This is a genomic window from uncultured Nostoc sp., from assembly GCF_964245575.1.
Classification (GTDB): domain Bacteria; phylum Cyanobacteriota; class Cyanobacteriia; order Cyanobacteriales; family Nostocaceae; genus Nostoc.
Genome location: NZ_CAXTNP010000015.1, coordinates 14,723 through 32,693, shown reverse-complemented (window position 1 = coordinate 32,693; position 17,971 = coordinate 14,723). Strand labels below are relative to the sequence as shown.

Below are 17,971 nucleotides of genomic sequence, written 5' to 3'. Positions count from 1 at the left end.
TCCTAAAAACGATATTGGTTCTTTCTCCAGCAAAATAACTCATGAGCATTAGCCAGTCAGCCTCTGTGTAGTCACTCTAACTGAGGGCGGAGGTATTAACCTTACCCTTGAGAGACGATTCCAACTACTTCATCAACGGAGGATTTATATGGCTTTAGAGAGGGGATTAATCCCCTCTCTAAAGCTTAGTAAGTTAATTTATGCAGGAGAAAGAACCATGATGTCATGAATGTTATTAGTAGCCCAAGCAACTTTACCCAAAACTGGCACTACATCGAACTTGACTGAAGTGGCAACTATTACTGGTGCTTGTCTGTTATGTCTTTTGATTATTCCTCCGACAATTTGCTATCCTCACGTTGGTCTTTAAAATGCCTTTGCCCTTTCTGTCGGTGTTCAATAATCCCAGTACCGCTACATTTCTCGCGGCAATGAGCGCTGGTCACCTGATCGGTAGTGGTACCGTCTTAATATTGAGTAATCTCGGCATTATCTAAATTTTATTTTTTCTATCTAACACACTCAAGAAAACGGGCAGGGGGCAGGGGAGAATTGGGGACAAGGAGACAAGGGGACACGCGCACAAGAGGTGAGAACTTGCAACAGGTCTTTCCCCTTGTCCCCATTCCCCATTCTCCATTCCCCACTTCAGAGCTTTGCTCACAGGCATTAATTGTCTATCTTAGAAATAAGAGCATTTCGTAACTCGACACGATCAAATTGATGCTCAGAAATATATGTATAAGTATATACGCGAATATTGCAGTATAGGAACTACTGGTGATATCTAGTTTTAGGACAATGTAATGCAAACAAATTGGAAAATTGGGTCTTTATTTGGAATTCCCCTGTTTTTAGACCCGTTATGGTTTGTGATTTTAGGGTTGGCAACTCTTAACTTTGGGGTAGCTTATCAGGAATGGGGGCCTGTTATAGCTTGGAGTGCTGGAATAGTTATGGCACTGTTACTATTTGGTTCGGTGTTGCTACATGAGTTAGGTCACAGCTTGGTAGCCCGATCGCAAGGCATTAAAGTTAATTCAATTACTCTATTTCTGTTTGGTGGGATTGCTGCTATTGAAGAAGAATCTAAAACTCCTTTCAAAGCTTTTCAAGTAGCGATCGCTGGGCCTTTGGTGAGTATTGGACTATTTTTACTACTCCGGCTGGGAGCTATTGTGATACCTGATACTAGTCCACTCAGTGTCATGGTCGGAGATTTGGCGAGAATTAACTTGGTGGTGGCTCTATTTAACCTGATTCCTGGCTTACCTCTAGATGGAGGGCAAGTGTTAAAAGCAGCACTATGGCAAATAACAGGTAATCGTTTTCAAGCCGTACACTGGGCTGCAAAGACTGGGCAAATTTTGGGTTATGGTGCGATCGCTTTAGGATTTGTTGTAGATTTTGTGACCAGAGAGTTAGTAGCTGGTTTGTGGATTGCGCTGTTAGGTTGGTTTGCTGTCCGCAATGCTAACAGCTATGACAACATGACAACATTGCAAGAAAGCCTACTCAAGGTGGTGGCGGCTGATGCGATGACTCGTGATTTTCGGGTTGTCGATGCTGACCAGACATTGCGATCCTTTGCCGATTTATACCTGTTGGAAACCGCTCCCTCACAGGTTTATTTTGCTGCTTCTGATGGACGTTACCGGGGTCTAGTTTCCATTGACGATTTCCGTTTAACCCAAAGGAGTGAATGGGAAACCGAAACTTTACACAGCATAGTGCATCCCTTGACGGAAATACCCACTGTTGCTGAAGCAACAACGATAGCTGAGGTAATTAACAAATTAGAAAATGAGCAGTTACCTAGAATTACCGTCCTTTCTCCTGCTGGTGCTGTAGCTGGTGTAATTGACCGGGGAGATATTGTGAAAGTATTGGCACAAAAGTTAAATTTGCGGCTCACAGACGCTGAAATTAAGCGGATCAAAGAAGAAGGTAGCTATCCGCCTGGGTTGCAACTGGGAGCAATAGCGAAGTCAATTGCAAATTAACCGTCATACCCTCGTCATAGTTTTGCAATAGATTCGTCAAAAGCTTGTGTGATATTGAAATTGGTATTTGGTTACAAAATGCTTTTTTTGGGTAAAAGGTAGGATTTCCTACCTTTTTTATTTTTTAAACTGCCTAGAGTGATGGAAGAGGGTTACTTGAATGCCAGAAGTTGAATATTTACTTGTTGTAAACGCTCTTTGAGCCACTTATCAAAGATTATGTTCTGTAGCTCTTTTTTTAGAACATTATTTCCACTTACTTTCTAGATTAAATCCTGCAATGGGAGCTAGCTTTAATCCGAGAGAGAGAGGATTAGCCTTTTCAGTTAGCCAATTAAATGCTTTTCTAAAATTGGCCCAGAAATATTTTCATTTGGTTACGCCAAGCTTGAGCAGTTTAAAGTTGATTGGTACTTGTATAGGACTCATATTTGATTGCGTGAAAAAAACTCAGTACACCTTTATTCCTTCTTCCAAGTATTGAGCGATGCACTGAGCGCAGTCGTTGTGTCCCCAGTCTCTACGAGTAATTCAAGAATCAAATCGGATTGCTATAGAATATTAGCGATCGCTTCCCTGGAGTCCAAGGCTTTTCAGCCTGCCGTCCTTATAATAAAGTTGTTGATCGTGTTGCTTGAAAAAGTCAAAAATTTAACGGTAAGGCTTTTTTCAAGATATTTTTAACTTGAGCGTGTCTGCTGAAGCGCACAGTAGCACGGTAGTTCCCATTGTTCAGATCAGGAAATTATTAAAACTTCAAGTTTAAAGTGAGTAAAATGTAAGTACGTGATATACTACGTCTCTCACTTACCCTGGTTTTATGGCACTGCCAATTGTTGCAATTATCGGACGCCCAAATGTGGGCAAATCCACCCTGGTTAATCGACTCGCCGGGGAACAAACGGCGATTGTCCATGATGAACCAGGAGTGACACGCGATCGCACTTATCTACCAGCTTTCTGGAATGGCCGCGAATTTTTAATCGTAGACACTGGTGGTTTAGTTTTTAATGATGATACCGAATTTTTACCACTGATTCGCCAACAGGCAATGACAGCCCTTGCAGAAGCGTGTGGCGCTATTTTTGTCGTCGATGGTCAAACAGGCCCCACATCGGCAGATTTAGAAATCGCCGAATGGATGCGCCAACAACCCGTACCTGTGCTACTAGCTGTAAATAAATGTGAATCCCCAGAACAAGGCTTAATGCAAGCTGCCGAGTTTTGGGAATTAGGATTGGGCGAACCTTATCCTATCTCCGCAATTCATGGCAGTGGTACAGGAGAGTTACTCGACGAGTTAGTTAATCACATACCTGCGATTGAAGACATCCCAGATACTAACGAAATCAAAGTAGCAATTGTGGGACGCCCGAATGTGGGCAAATCGAGTTTACTCAATTCTTTTGTTGGGGAAGAGAGGGCAATTGTTAGCCCAATTTCTGGCACAACCCGCGATGCTATTGATACCGTCATTGAACGAGAGGGACAAACCTACCGTTTGATTGACACCGCAGGCATTCGCAAAAAGAAACACATAGAATACGGCACAGAATTCTTTAGTATTAATCGTGCTTTCAAAGCGATTCGCCGCGCTGATGTGGTTTTATTAGTAATAGATGCTGTTGATGGAGTCACTGAGCAAGACCAAAAATTAGCTGGGCGGATTATCGAAGAAGGTCGAGCTTGCATCATCGTCGTTAATAAGTGGGATGCTGTCGAAAAAGACTCTTACACAATCTACGACTACGAAAAAACTCTGCAATCACGCTTACATTTTACCGAATGGGCAGAAACAATTTTTGTGAGTGCCTTGTCAGGACAACGGGTAGAAAAGATTCTCGAATTGGTGAAAACGGCGGCTGAATCACACAAACGCCGTGTCAGCACATCAGTGATTAACGAAGTTTTAACAGACGCTGTAAGTTGGCATTCACCCCCAGCATCTCGTGGTGGGCGTCAGGGCAAGATTTATTATGGTACACAAGTAAGTAGTCAACCACCAACGATCGCTCTATTTGTCAATGATTCCAAACGCTTTAACGACAACTACCGCCGCTACATTGAACGCCAATTCCGGCAACAGCTAGGATTTAAAGGCACACCAATTATTTTGCTGTGGCGGAGTAAAAAAGTCCGTGATGCCGAAAGTGGTAATGTTAATAGAGCAACTCGCGTCAAAATAAGTTAGGAGTAGAGACGCGATTAATCGCGTCTGTACAGGAGTTATGAGTTAAAGTCAGAATTGCTTGCTAACTATAGAACCCTATCGACTTGAGTTTGATAGCGGTACAAGGTGAAAGTTATGAGTTAAAGTCAAAACTCCTAACTGTACAGACGCGATTAATCGGGTCTGTACCCCTAACTCCTCACTCCTAACTCTAAAATGGATTTATTGCGATCGCTGCCACTTGGACTTTATTTAGAACAACCTCAAACTTGGCTGCATAAAATCGATCCGCGAGTCAAGTTCGCCTGGTTGATGAGCTTTTTAACAAGCTATATTTTAGCTAACAACTTTTGGCGCGTGTTGCTGGTGGTACTATTAATTCTTGCCACCTTGATTGCTAGGATTCCCCGCCGAGTATGGCAGCAGCAAATGGGTTGGCTATTAATGCTATCGTTTTTTGTCTTAGTGATCGGAGCCATCAGTCCTGATGGATTGGGTGTAGATTATCAGCCACGCCTCGCAGCTAATGAACAAATATTAACCCAGCAAGCAAACTCCAATAATATTATTCAAGAGTCAGTAAGTAATAACAAATACAGCTATGTGCTATTTCACAAAGGGCCAGTCAAAGTAACTCGCTATTCCTTGGATTTGGCTGTACGTCTGAGTACAATTATATTTACCGTAATTTACAGCACCAACCTGTATCTGCTGACAACTGCACCAGAAGAAATCACATCTGGCATAGAAAGCCTAATGCAACCCCTGCGACGCTTCAAGTGGCCTGTCACCGAAATTGCTTTAACTTTAACCTTGTCCTTGCGCTTTATTCCCCTGGTTTTAGAAGAAGTGCAAAACTTATTTCGCTCCGTGATGACAAGGGCAATTAATTGGAAAAAGCTGGGATTGAAAGGAGGATTCAAAGTTTGGATGACAGTTGCAGAGAGACTGTTAGAAAATCTGCTCTTACGAGCCGATCAAATGGCGAATGCAATGATGGTGCGAGGTTTTACCAGTCCCAACGAGCATCGAGTACAGTGGCACGATTTACGATTTAAAGGGCTTGACTGGCTTGCTATTGCGACTTTAATCTTATTCTGGGGAATACGGCTAGCGATAGGAACTCAGGTCTGATTTTGCACCGAGAAAGTGGTAATAGGTAATAGGTAATTGCATTTTGTCAGTGGTAAGTAGTTCTAGTTATTTCTACTCACTGCTAAAAACTGTTAACTAATTATTCACAACGCTTTTAAACAGTATGCTCAAGGCTTGGTATTGGCGATCGCTACCCCTAGAAAAGCGCACAGGTTCGGAAGTTTTTGCTGCTCTTTTTCACCCCACCGCCACACCGGGAATTGCTACCCTACTGGAAAGTCCCTACCCAACGCCTATCGATCATCCCCAACTCAGCCGATATTCTATCTGTGCAGGCGCTCCTCGCCTAGTCGATGGCATCCCCCAGATGTGGACGCCAGAAGTAGGAGAGGTTTTTCCCTTCTTAGAAAAGTTGTTACAGCAAGAGGTAGAGATAGGTAAGGGGGACAAGCAGACAAGGGGACAAGCAGACAAGGAAGATAACCAATGTCCCACGCCCAATGCTCTCCCCTTTATCGGCGGTTGGTTGGGTTGGCTAGGCTACGATGTGGCATGTGAAATTGAACAGTTACCACATGATAAAATTGATCCCCTACCATTTCCCGTAGCTTTTTGGTATGAGCCAGATTGTTTTGCTGTTTTGGATCACGCGCAACAAATTCTTTGGCTAGCCGCCAGTGATGCAAGTGGACTTGATGAGTTACAAAAGAAGTTAGTGAAGAAAGACGTGGTGAAAGAATTTTCCGTGTCTCCCCGTTCCCCCGTCCCCGTGTCTTCTTCGCCTCCTGTGTTTTTGACATCGCAAGCAGATTATGAAACAGCCGTAAACCAGGCGAAAAAATATATTCAAGCTGGAGATATCTTTCAGGCAAATCTTTCATTGCGATTTCAAGCGTCTACATCGGCTTCTGGTTGGGAAATTTATCAAGCCTTACAAAAAATTAATCCTTCTCCTTTTGCCAGCTATTGGCAGACGCCTTGGGGGGAAGTGATTAGTTGTTCGCCGGAACGGTTAGTAATATTGCAAAATCGGCAAGCCGAAACCAGACCGATCGCTGGGACGCGATCGCGTGGTGTCACTCCAGAACAAGATATGCAACTGGCACAAGATTTACTCAGCAACACCAAAGAACGTGCGGAACACATCATGCTGGTGGACTTGGAACGCAATGATTTAGGGCGAGTTTGTGAATGGGGAACGGTTACTGTTGACGAATTGCTGACAATTGAGCGATATAGCCATGTGATGCATCTTGTCAGCAACATCAAAGGTACTTTAAAAAGCGAATACACTGCCATTGATTTGATTCGCGCCACGTTTCCAGGTGGCACAATCACAGGTTGTCCCAAAGTCCGTTGCATGGAAATTATCGATGAACTAGAACCCGTGCGGCGCAGCTTGTTCTACGGTTCCTGTGGCTATTTAGATTGGCGTGGTCATTTAGATTTAAATATCTTAATCCGCACCCTGCTACTAGCCCCCGCGTCTCAAAAAGCAGGGGGAGTAAATTCTTCTTCATTTCCCCACTCAAGACTCATCCCCCAGCACTCAGCACTCAACATTGTCTGGGGACAAGTTGGTGCAGGAATTGTTGCAGACAGCGATCCTGAGAAAGAATGGTATGAATCTCTGCACAAAGCCCAGGCACAACTGGCAGCGCTGAAAATGCTAGATAATCAATAGGCAATAGGGAATAGGAGGCAGAAGGCAGAAGTTCTCTAATTTTTAATTTTTAATTTTTAATTGATTTCTCCCCACTCCCAAATTTTGTGCCATTCAGCCACACTTGTGGCAGTATGGAAAGAAGTTGAAAAGTTAGCTGTTGCCGTTGGGAGTTTCAAAGGGTGTTTTGCCTCGCTACGTTAAACTTTCAATAAGAGGGTCACGACTGTTTTGTGCCTTGTGCCGCCAGGTTGGTGTATTTGAGTCACCAAAGCATAGGGTGAAATCTATCGACAAGCCTCTACTCTTCGAGTCTACGCTTCGCGTTTCATGTTGTACCATTGCGCTTCACTACCACTAGTAGAGGTCGGCAAAAATCAGCCTACCATTTCATTACAGCCAGAAAGCCCAAAATTAAAGCAAGCGTGAATGCGTGACTTCCGCCTTGCGGTACTAGCTTCATCTGCCCATTAGAAACTAGATCAAGGTCTTCGCAACCGCAGTTTTGCATTTTAAGAAAATATTCTGACGAATGTTGGTATTATCGTCTGAATGTTTGGAATTCACTGCGAAAAGATATATATACTCCACCTTGACTACACCTTGACTCTTAAATGAATCCAGAAAACGCAGAAACTTACATAAACCATCCAACTTGGGGTTTACTCTACAAAATCTGTATGGTTGATGAGAACCAGGATTTGTTCACCACACTTTATGCCCAGCGCTTGTTTTTTTTGGTCGCAAATGACGTTAAAGGTGTTAAGTTCCAGTCTCTAGGACGTACTGAGGCTAGAATGATGTTGGAAAATCGCTTACGTACCCTGCGGCGCGGTGGACAATCTCAGGAGTACGATCAGCTTCAGAGTGTTTTCCAACGCACCTTCCAATGAATAGTTCGATTTCCGAACGTATTGTTTCCATTCGCTCCTCACTGCCAACTTCAGTCAAATTGATTGCTGTTAGCAAGCAAGTTTCTGCCCAGGCCATTCGGTCTGCCTATGCCGCAGGAATTCGTGATTTTGCAGAGAGTCGTATCCAAGAAGCCGCCAGCAAACAAGCCGAGTTGCAAGACTTACCGGATATTACCTGGCACTTTATTGGACATTTGCAAAGCAATAAAGCCAAAAAAGCCATTGAACAATTCCCTTGGATTCACTCCGTCGATAACTTGAAGCTGGCACAGCGCTTAGATCAATTGGCGCAACAGCTAGGAGTGAGTCCCCAGGTTTGCCTGCAAGTGAAAATTCTCCCCGATCCCAATAAGTCTGGTTGGAGTGTGCCAGAACTTTTGGCTGATTTACCCACACTCGATCAATACAAAAGTTTACAAATTCAAGGTTTGATGACAATTCCGCCTTCAGGATTAAATGATCCAGAAATTTTGAATGTATTTAATCTCAATCGTGAGCTAGCAAAGAAAATCCAGGAGCAAAACTGGTCGCACATTAAAATGCAGCACCTGTCTATGGGTATGTCAGGCGACTACGAACTGGCAGTGCAAGCAGGTGCAACGATGGTACGATTAGGAACAATATTGTTTGGCGATCGCTCTTAGCCTTTGATTATCAGCCTTGCTCTTTAGTATTAATAGAGATCAGGATTTGATGACAAGAATCTTGTAACAAACTGGTGCAATTATAAACAAAGGATATAGTATTGACAAAAGCAATCGCTAAAGAAAAATGGGGTAAAAAGAGCTTTCCTTCGGACACACCTTAGGATATAATCTTGACTCATTATTATGTTTAGGCGATGCACAGACCTTTGCAAGAAGTGTCACTTCATCGCCAGAATTAATATGGGGTACTAATAGCAGTATACTTGCTGTAGTATCCATTAATGTAGCGATCGCTCCTACTCAATCAATCCTAAGCCAAGTCAATAAAGGCTATTCGCACCAGGAGAGTACATACGCAATGAACAATATCTTTTCCAAACTCAGAGACTTTGTGGGTCTAAATGAGCAAGTGGAATACGAGTATTACGAAGAAGAACCAGAAACAGATAATAATTACCAAAATCTGTATCAACAAGAAAATCCCCAACCACCGGCACCACAGGAAAGCACGACCGCTCAAAATCGACGCTGGCGGGAACCAGTGCCTACAATGGGAGATGATATCGCAGCAGGTTCAAAGCCAATGGGGAATGTGATTGGTATGCCAGGAGCAATTAACGGAATTTCAGAAGTTTTAGTACTCGAACCACGCACCTTTGAAGAAATGCCCCAGGCAATTCAAGCGTTGCGAGAACGCAAGTCAGTGGTATTAAATCTGACAATCATGGATCCAGATCAAGCTCAACGAGCAGTAGATTTTGTTGCAGGTGGTACTTACGCACTAGATGGACATCAAGAGCGCATCGGTGAGAGCATCTTCTTGTTTACGCCAAGCTGTGTTCAAGTTAGCACCCAAGGTGGTGTTCTTCATGAAGTACCACAACCGCCAGCCCGTTCCTCTCGTCCTACAGGTTCTCCGAATCAAACCTGGGGCAACGAAACTAACCGGATGGCACAATAAAGTTAAATTAGTTGTTAGTCCTTTGTCCTCTGTGATTAGTCCTGGGTTTTGATAATAGTGACAAATGACAAAGGACAACCGACTAATGACCCTTACGGGTGACGCTCGTTCCGACGCTCGTTCCTCGCTAACGCTGCGCTATCACTAACGCTGCGCTAATGCCAGTCACTCATGGGGGAAACCCCCAAGACCGCGCTGGCTCACAAATGACAAATGATAAATGACTATAAAATTTGGTTTAATTGGTGGTGGGGTAATGGGAGAAGCGCTCTTATCCCGCCTTATCGCGCTTGGAATTTATCAATCATCAGAAGTCATAGTTAGCGAACCGCTATCTTCGCGCCTAGATTTTTTAAAACAGCAATACGATGTTGCTGTGACGACAGATAATAGCGAGGTTTTCGCCCAAGTAAAAGAAGTTGTCTTTTTGGCAGTGAAACCGCAGGTGTTTAGTGCGATCACTCAAGAATTAACAAATATTGATATTATTAATAGAGAACATTCACCCCTGATAATTTCCATATTGGCGGGTGTGCCTTTAAGCCAGCTAGAAGCTGCATTTGTGCAATTGCCAATTATTAGAGCAATGCCCAACACCCCAGCAACAGTGGGAGCGGGAATTACCGCCATTTGTTCAGGTGCATATACTAGCCCCAAGCATCACCAAATAGCACAGCGAGTTTTTTCTGCTGTGGGGGAAGTCGTGGAAGTCTCAGAAGGGCTGATGGATGCAGTCACAGGGCTATCTGGTAGCGGACCAGCTTACGTGGCGCTCTTGGTAGAAGCACTTGCTGATGGCGGAGTATCCGCAGGTTTACCTAGAGCAATTGCCAATCAACTAGCCTTGCAAACCGTACTAGGAACAGCGAAACTGTTACATGAAACCAAAATGCACCCAGCAGAACTCAAAGATCGCGTTACTAGTCCCGGTGGTACAACGATTGCGGGGATTGCCAAGCTAGAACAGGCAGGATTTCGTTCAGCTTTAATTGAAGCAGTCAAAGCTGCCACACAGCGCTCGCAAGAACTGGGAAAATGAGAGACTCTTTACTGGGGACTAGGGACTGGGGACTGGGGAACTCGGGGCCCCCACGGAGTGGGGATTAGGGGCATGGGGACTGGGTGCTGAAATTCTTCTCTATCCCCAATCCCTAACGAAGTTGACAAAAGACTCGTTAATATAGTAAACAATCTGGTTGCAAATGTGATTGAGTGAATTATCCTGCACCGTCTCCAGAACTTGACTTAGGGTCTATATTTCCCTTTGATCTGGATCAGTTTCAAAAAGAAGCGATCGCGTCCCTAAACGCCGGACGCTCCGTAGTCGTATGTGCGCCCACAGGTTCGGGCAAAACATTAGTCGGGGAATACGCCATTTATCGCGCCCTGGCGCGAGGAAAACGTGTATTTTATACTACTCCCCTAAAGGCGCTGTCGAATCAAAAATTGCGTGACTTTCGAGAAAAATTCGGGTTTAATCAAGTCGGACTGTTAACTGGAGATGCCTCCATTAACAGAGATGCACCGATTTTGGTGATGACTACAGAAATTTTCCGAAATATGCTCTATGGCACACCCATTGGGCAAGTCGGCATCTCATTAGTAGACGTTGAAGCGGTGATACTTGATGAGTGCCACTACATGAACGATCGCCAGCGCGGTACTGTTTGGGAAGAATCAATCATCTATTGTCCCCGTGAAGTGCAACTGGCAGCCCTCTCAGCAACGGTTGCCAACAGCGATCAACTCACCGATTGGCTAAATCGCGTTCACGGCCCAACTGACCTGATTTACTCCGATTTTCGCCCAGTCCCCTTAGAATTTCACTTTTGCAATCCTAAAGGGTTATTTCCCCTGCTGAATGATAGCAAAACCAAAATTAATCCCCGCCTTCTTCAGAAGAAGAAGGCCAGAGGCGGAGAAAGGGAGAGGGGGAGAAGTGGTAGACCAGAGGCTCCGGGTATAATTTTTACCCTCAGCCAGTTAGAGCAACGGGATATGCTACCAGCAATTTACTTTATCTTCAGCCGCCGGGGATGTGATAAAGCCGTGGCGGAAGTGGGGGATTTATGGCTGGTAAATAATGAAGAGTCTCAGATTTTACGGCAACAGATTGATGACTTTTTAGCCCGCAATCCCGAAGCTGGGCGTTCTGGACAAATTGCACCCTTGTATCGAGGAATCGCTGCCCACCACGCTGGAATTTTGCCTGCCTGGAAAGCACTGGTTGAAGAACTATTTCAACAGGGGCTAATTAAAGTCGTATTTGCCACTGAGACACTAGCGGCGGGAATTAATATGCCCGCCCGGACAACGGTAATTTCTACCCTTTCCAAACGTACCGATACTGGACACCGCCTGTTGAACGCTTCCGAATTCTTGCAAATGGCTGGACGGGCAGGCCGGCGGGGGATGGATAAACAAGGTCATGTGGTGACAGTCCAAACTCCCTTTGAAGGAGCCAAAGAAGCGGCGTATTTGGGAACATCCAAGCCAGATCCCCTTGTAAGCCAGTTTACCCCCAGTTATGGCATGGTACTCAACTTACTGCAAACACACACCCTAGAGCAAACCAGGGAACTAATAGAGCGCAGTTTTGGGCAGTACATGGCTACCTTGCATTTAAGACCAGAATACGATGAGATTGCGGAGCTGCAAACACAATTAGCTCAACTACACGAGCAAATTGCCGCAGTAGATGAAAATGAACTGGCTGTTTATGAAAAATTGCGGCAACGCCTGAAGGTGGAACGCCAGATATTGAAAACCTTGCAAGAGCAAGCACAATCAGACCGCCAAGAAGAATTGGGGATGATGTTGGGCTTTGCAGTGTCAGGAACTCTGTTGAGTCTCAAAGGCAAAAATATCACAGTGTCTTCACCCGTAACCGCAGTGTTAGTGGGAAAATCACCTGGTTCTGGTCAAGCTCCTTACTTGGTATGCTTGGGGCTTGATAATCGGTGGTATGTGGCAACCACAGGGGATGTAGTTGATTTGTATGCCGAACTGCCGCGAATTGAAGTGCCACCTGATGTATTACCACCGCCAGAGATGCCTTTGAAGCCAGGACAATCGCGCCGTGGTAACGAAGAAAGCTTTGCGATCGCCGGGCGTATTCCCGATCCGGTAGAATCTTTGAATCTGGCACCAGAAGTTGCGGAACAACTCAGTCGCACTACCGCCGTCCAAGAGCAATTAGATGCTCATCCCCTACATCAATCAGGCAATGCTGCAACGCTTTTCAAGCGCCGCGCCCGCTATGTCGAACTAGAAGCCGAACTCGAACAGTTGCAAGGGCAAGTAGAGCAACACTCACAACGTCATTGGGAAGAGTTTCTCAATTTAATCGCCATTCTGCAACATTTTGATGCTTTGGATAACTTAGTTCCGACGCAATTAGGGCGAATTGCTGCCGCCATTCGCGGTGAAAATGAATTGTGGTTGGGTTTAGTATTCGCTAGTGGTGAATTAGACAACTTAGATCCGCACCATTTAGCAGCAGCAGCAGCGGCTTTGGTGATGGAAACGCCCCGTCCAGATAGTAAGGTTAACTTTGACCTTAGTAATGAAGTCACAGAAGCCTTGGCAAAATTGCGGGGAATTCGCCGCCAAATGTTCCAACTACAACGGCGGTATAACGTAGCGCTGCCAATATGGTTGGAATTTGAGTTAATTGCGATAGTCGAACAATGGGCGCTGGGAATGGAGTGGATAGAACTCTGCGAAAACACCACCTTGGATGAAGGCGACGTGGTGAGAATTTTACGGCGGACGTTGGATTTGTTATCGCAGATACCTCACGTTCCTCATTTGCCAGATTCTTTCCAACGTAATGCCTATCGGGCGATGCAGTTGATTGATAGATTCCCTGTGAATGAGGTGGTTGAATAAACAGGACGCTCTTACGCTTTTACACGGGGCGCACAGAGAGTATTTAGGGAGCATCCCAAATGTGCAAGTTTATTTTTATACGGTATTTGGACTTAGGTGGAGAATGAAATAACGAACCGCATAGACGCAAAGCGGCTTCTTGCAGGGTAAGACGCAAAGAACGCAAAGCAAAGAGGTTTGTACACAGTTTTTGTACCAGTCCTGTGTCTTTTTACAAAATTGGGATGCTCCCAGTATTTAAAATAATTCGTAATTGATAATGATCCTTGCGGACTCACTAACGTAATTCGTAATTGAATTCTTCACTACGAATTACAAATTAGCAATTAGCGCTCTTTTATGACTCAAATAAAAGAAAAAATCTAGGTTGGATTGAACATTCGTGTTACCCAACAAAACCAAGGATTTTTTGTGTTGGGTTTCGTTCCTCAAACGCCACTTGCTTCTCCCTACAGCCCTTCGGGCATCCTACGGCAGGCGCTAGCCTCTCCCTTTGGGATTCGGGGAGACGCTGCGCGTAGCTTGCTTCCCCGTAGGAGTACAAGTCGGGAAACCGCAAGGGCGCAGTGGCTCCCCAACCTACCCCTACTAATTACGAATTAGTACTTGTCTCCCCCTGCCCTTGTCCTATAAAGGTCACTAGTTCAACTTGTATGAGTTTAAGAAACAAGTAATAATTAATCTCAATAAGTTTTGGTTTGATTAATCTCTACCACCTACCATGACTATTACCATGACAGCGCCGGAAGGAGGAGGCAGAAGCTGAAATGAACAACCTGCAAAACCCAGAGTCAGATGAGTTTATTTATCAAGTGCCTAGTTGGGAGGGTAAAGGATATGAGCGAGAGATTAAAGTGCATCCCAATCTCTCGCTTTGTATTACAGACATAGAATTTCACCATGACTTGCTAAGAAAAATTACTGAATGGGATCATCCCGTGCAATTTAAAGTTACCCTTTCAGGCAAAAGTCTAGACGAGTACGGAGGACAGGTTGGGGAAGGCTACACACTCATTTCTGGTAGCGGCGTGCAACGAACAATGTTAGTGGCGACTCCAAAAGGTCAGTACACAAGTGTTGACATCGAGATGACACCTAATTTACTCAGAACCTTTTTCCCCACAGAGGATGGAGATATTTCCCCCCAGTTGAAGTTTCTCATAAAGGGTAATGATTGGCAGACATTAATTTACCCGGAAATTACAACCGCTATTCAAGGAGTAGCACAGCAAATCGTTAACTGTCCCTACCAAGGGATGATAAAGCGGATGTATTTGCAGGGAAAGATCCAAGAATTAATCGCATTGCAGTTAGCTCCCATTCTCGCACAGTCGGATGGACTGCAACCATACCCACGACTAAAGGCTCAAACCATTGTCCGTATTCACCACGCTAGGGATATCTTGCTTTCCCGTCTGGAGAATCCGCCATTGATACCGGAATTGGCACAACTTGTGGGAGTGAGCGACCGCACTCTCGGTAATGGATTTAGAGAACTCTTTGGTACAACGGTGTTTGGTTATCTTACCAGTAAACGTATGGAACAAGCAGAGCAACTACTACGCTCTGGTAAGTTAACTGTGACTCAGGTTGCCAATTTAGTGGGTTATGCCCAACAGGGACACTTTGCGATCGCCTTCAAACGCAAGTTCGGCATTACACCCAGTGAATGTTTGTCAGGGAAAAAGAATACTTCCGACTCTTAATGCCGTTTTGCGACTGTAATGCCGTTTTGGATATAGACCCACCCGCGATCGCTTCTCTATACTCAGCCAATATTGCAATTAATAACTATATGCAATAAGCATTTTAATCAAAACGGTGTGGGGAGCGGTATGAAAAGTTGGCAGCCCAATATCTATCTATGGCTAGCAGCAAGTGTGGTCGGAATTATCAGCACCGTGGTAACTCAACCTGCTTGGGCAGAAACGAAACTTGAGAATAGAGATAAATTGTCTCAAAAAGCTATTGATAGTTTACTTCAACCAATAGATTCTTCAGCACTGGGCGATCGCCTTACAAACCGAGGGTATCAAAAAATCCGGCAACTGAGCGACTTAGAAACCTCCATCACCAGCGCTCAACAATTACTAGTTCAGTCGCCCACACTGCAAACTGTCCCCCCTTACCAAGGGGGGAAACAGGGGGGTGTTGTACAAATAACAGGGGTGAAAGCAAACCCTACAGAAAAAGGTGTGGAGGTAATTTTACAAACCACTCAAGGGGAAAAATTACAACTCATAAACCGCAGTGCTGGTAATAATTTTATTACCGATATTCCTAACACCCAATTGAGTTTACCATCGGGCGAGGGTTTCACCTTCCGATCGGAAAAACCTCTTACGGGAATTATTGAAATAACAGTCACAAACATTGATGCAAATACTGTGCGAGTGACGGTGGTGGGTGAGAAAGCTTTGCCTACGGTTGAGTTATTTGATGATAATGCAGGGCTGGTTTTTGCCGTAGCATCTGCTGCAACAGCGACACAGCCACCGCAGCAACCCCAAACACCTCAAGATCAACAAAAGCCAGCAAGCGAGACACCGCCAGAAGAACCAACAGCACAGCAGGATGAGCCGATTGAGTTGGTGGTGACGGGGGAGCAAGATACATATAACGTACCAGATTCGTCAACTGCCACTAAAACCGACACACCATTACGTGATATTCCCCAATCGATTCAAGTGGTGCCGCAACAGGTGCTGGAAGATCGCAATGTGAGAAGTGTAAATCAGGCAGTGGAAACAGTCAGTGGCATTGTTAGTGGCGGAAGCAACTTCGGTGCGCCTTCAGGAGACAGAGTCATTAGAGGATTTAATCAAAGCGGAAATTTCCGCAATGGCTATCGAGATGCAAGTGAAAGCTTTACGCTGACAGGTGTTGGGACGATTGAACAAGTAGAAGTTCTCAAAGGACCCGCCTCAGTTCTATTTGGAGCTGTAGAACCGGGTGGAATCGTCAACGTTATCACCAAACAACCCTTGAGTGAACCCTACTACAGTCTCGGATTTGAGGCGGGGAATTTTGGATTTTATCAGCCCAGCATCGATCTCTCTGGCCCATTGAATGCCGATAAAACTGTACTCTATCGCTTTATTGCGAGCTATCAAAATTCGCAGGGGTTTCAAGATTTCGTCAAAACAAATATAACCACGATCGCACCCTCAATCACTCTCAAATTGGGGGATAGAACAGAACTGAATCTATACTATGAATACACTAACTATAATGGATATCCTAATGAGTCTGGCAGTTGGTTTTTCAGTGATGGTAGCTTCCTGCCTCAGAGTGTCTTTCTCGGCTATCCTGATTTAATCTTTATTGATGCCAAGACTCAAAAATTTGGCTACACCCTGAATCAAAAGTTGAGCGAAAACTGGCAGATTCGTAACCATTTTTCAGTAGCTACTACTAGAAGTAGAGACGCACTTGCTGGGGGAGAAAATCTAGTCGATGATAGTTTGCTAGTAGGTATTAGCGCTTTAAGACGTGGATACTCAATAGATAACTATTTTGGACAGATCGACTTGCTTGGAAAGTTTAAGACGGGATCGATTTCGCACCAACTCTTAGTGGGTTTTGATTTTAATCGCAATGTTCAGATTTTTGAGGCTTTTATTTCCGATTCTCCTCTTCCTAATCTAAATATCTTCAACCCAGACTACAATGTTCCAAAACCCTCATATATTCCAGATTATGGTTTTAATAGCACTACCCAATCTTACGGTGCTTACCTTCAGGATCAAATCAGTATTTTAAATAAGCTGAAGTTATTAATTGGCGGGCGCTTAGATTGGGTTACAGATCAGTCAGCAGAGAGTAGAAGTGCTTTTAGTCCGCGAATCGGGTTGGTGTATCAGCCCAGCAACTCTGTTTCTCTCTACACCAGCTACAGTAAATCTTTCGTCCCTGACTTTGGATTAAACCCTGATGGTGCAGCTTTTGAGCCAACCAAAGGAACACAATATGAAGCAGGCATTAAAGCTGACTTTCTAGAGGGTAGACTTTCGGCAACGTTAGCCGCCTATCAGATCACCAAGACGAATATTCTAACAACCGATCCTGATCCGGAAAGAGGTAGGCTTGGTTATTCCATTCAGGTAGGGGAGCAAAGGAGTCAAGGAATTGAGTTGGATATCGCGGGTGAGATTCTACCAGGGTGGAAGGTGATCGCTTCTTATGCCTATACCAATGCAGAAGTTACCGAGGATAATACCATTGGTGTAGGCAATAAATTGCAGGGTGCGCCGGAAAATCAAGCTAGCCTTTGGACAACCTATGAGATCCAAAAGGGCAATCTGAAGGGTTTGGGATTTGGTCTGGGGCTTTTTTATGTAGGCACGCGGGCAGGAGATGTGAATAACTCGTTTGAACTACCCGATTACTTGCGTACCGATGCAGCAATTTACTACCGTAGAGATGGTTTTAATGCTGGAATCAATATTAGTAATCTATTTAATACGGACTATTTTAGCTCCTCCTATGGTTACACCTTAGGTCTTGAAAGAGGTGCGCCCTTCACAATCATCGGCTCTATTCGTTGGGAGCTTTAACTCGCTGTTGTGTTGGCAATCAGCTCAACAACGTGTTGCAATGTTTGAAAGGACTAGGACTTGCCTTAAAG

The 17,971-nt window shown here is 44.6% G+C and carries 12 protein-coding genes and 1 pseudogene; all 13 read left to right on the top strand.

The window, feature by feature from the left end; all coding sequences use genetic code 11:
• Window positions 1-229: 229 nt before the first annotated feature.
• The 13 genes and pseudogenes from ACFFAP_RS04155 (at window position 230) to ACFFAP_RS04095 (ending at window position 17,900) form a co-directional block, all read left to right on the top strand.
• Window positions 230-497, top strand: a pseudogene (locus ACFFAP_RS04155) (photosystem I reaction center subunit PsaK).
• Between the two features lie 309 nt (window positions 498-806).
• Window positions 807-2,003: a site-2 protease family protein gene (locus ACFFAP_RS04150; protein WP_375510039.1), complete on the top strand. Its 1,197-nt coding sequence runs from the start codon at window positions 807-809 to the stop codon at window positions 2,001-2,003.
• 820 nt (window positions 2,004-2,823) lie between these two features.
• Window positions 2,824-4,194, top strand: coding sequence for a ribosome biogenesis GTPase Der (gene der / locus ACFFAP_RS04145; protein ID WP_375510038.1), 1,371 nt, complete (start codon window positions 2,824-2,826; stop codon window positions 4,192-4,194).
• A 195-nt stretch (window positions 4,195-4,389) separates the two neighbouring features.
• A complete protein-coding gene (locus ACFFAP_RS04140) occupies window positions 4,390-5,307 on the top strand; it encodes an energy-coupling factor transporter transmembrane component T family protein (protein WP_375510037.1) in 918 nt (305 codons plus the stop codon).
• 124 nt (window positions 5,308-5,431) lie between these two features.
• Window positions 5,432-6,952 carry an anthranilate synthase component I gene (locus ACFFAP_RS04135; protein ID WP_375510036.1) on the top strand — a complete coding sequence of 507 codons (1,521 nt, stop codon included), beginning with the start codon at window positions 5,432-5,434 and terminating at the stop codon, window positions 6,950-6,952.
• Window positions 6,953-7,545: 593 nt separating this feature from the next.
• Window positions 7,546-7,824 (top strand): transcriptional coactivator PipX, encoded by a 279-nt coding sequence (pipX, locus tag ACFFAP_RS04130; RefSeq protein ID WP_375510035.1) that lies wholly within the window; start codon window positions 7,546-7,548, stop codon window positions 7,822-7,824.
• On the top strand, window positions 7,821-8,489 hold the full coding sequence (locus ACFFAP_RS04125; RefSeq protein ID WP_375510034.1) for a YggS family pyridoxal phosphate-dependent enzyme: 669 nt from the start codon (window positions 7,821-7,823) through the stop codon (window positions 8,487-8,489). The genes pipX and ACFFAP_RS04125 overlap by 4 nt, the downstream gene beginning before the upstream one ends.
• 361 nt (window positions 8,490-8,850) lie before the next feature.
• The gene (locus tag ACFFAP_RS04120) at window positions 8,851-9,453 is read left to right on the top strand and encodes a cell division protein SepF (protein WP_375510033.1); all 603 of its coding nucleotides are present in this window, start codon (window positions 8,851-8,853) and stop codon (window positions 9,451-9,453) included.
• A gap of 220 nt (window positions 9,454-9,673) precedes the next feature.
• Entirely contained in the window at window positions 9,674-10,492 is an 819-nt protein-coding gene (gene proC, locus ACFFAP_RS04115; protein WP_375510032.1) for a pyrroline-5-carboxylate reductase, read from the top strand.
• A gap of 173 nt (window positions 10,493-10,665) precedes the next feature.
• Complete coding sequence (locus tag ACFFAP_RS04110; protein WP_375510031.1) at window positions 10,666-13,344, top strand: DEAD/DEAH box helicase; 2,679 nt, start codon at window positions 10,666-10,668, stop codon at window positions 13,342-13,344.
• A gap of 372 nt (window positions 13,345-13,716) precedes the next feature.
• Complete coding sequence (locus tag ACFFAP_RS04105) at window positions 13,717-13,947, top strand: hypothetical protein (protein ID WP_375510030.1); 231 nt, start codon at window positions 13,717-13,719, stop codon at window positions 13,945-13,947.
• 164 nt (window positions 13,948-14,111) lie between these two features.
• Window positions 14,112-15,050: a helix-turn-helix transcriptional regulator gene (locus ACFFAP_RS04100; protein ID WP_375510029.1), complete on the top strand. Its 939-nt coding sequence runs from the start codon at window positions 14,112-14,114 to the stop codon at window positions 15,048-15,050.
• Window positions 15,051-15,179: 129 nt separating this feature from the next.
• Window positions 15,180-17,900, top strand: coding sequence for a TonB-dependent siderophore receptor (locus tag ACFFAP_RS04095; RefSeq protein WP_375510028.1), 2,721 nt, complete (start codon window positions 15,180-15,182; stop codon window positions 17,898-17,900).
• Window positions 17,901-17,971 lie beyond the last annotated feature (71 nt).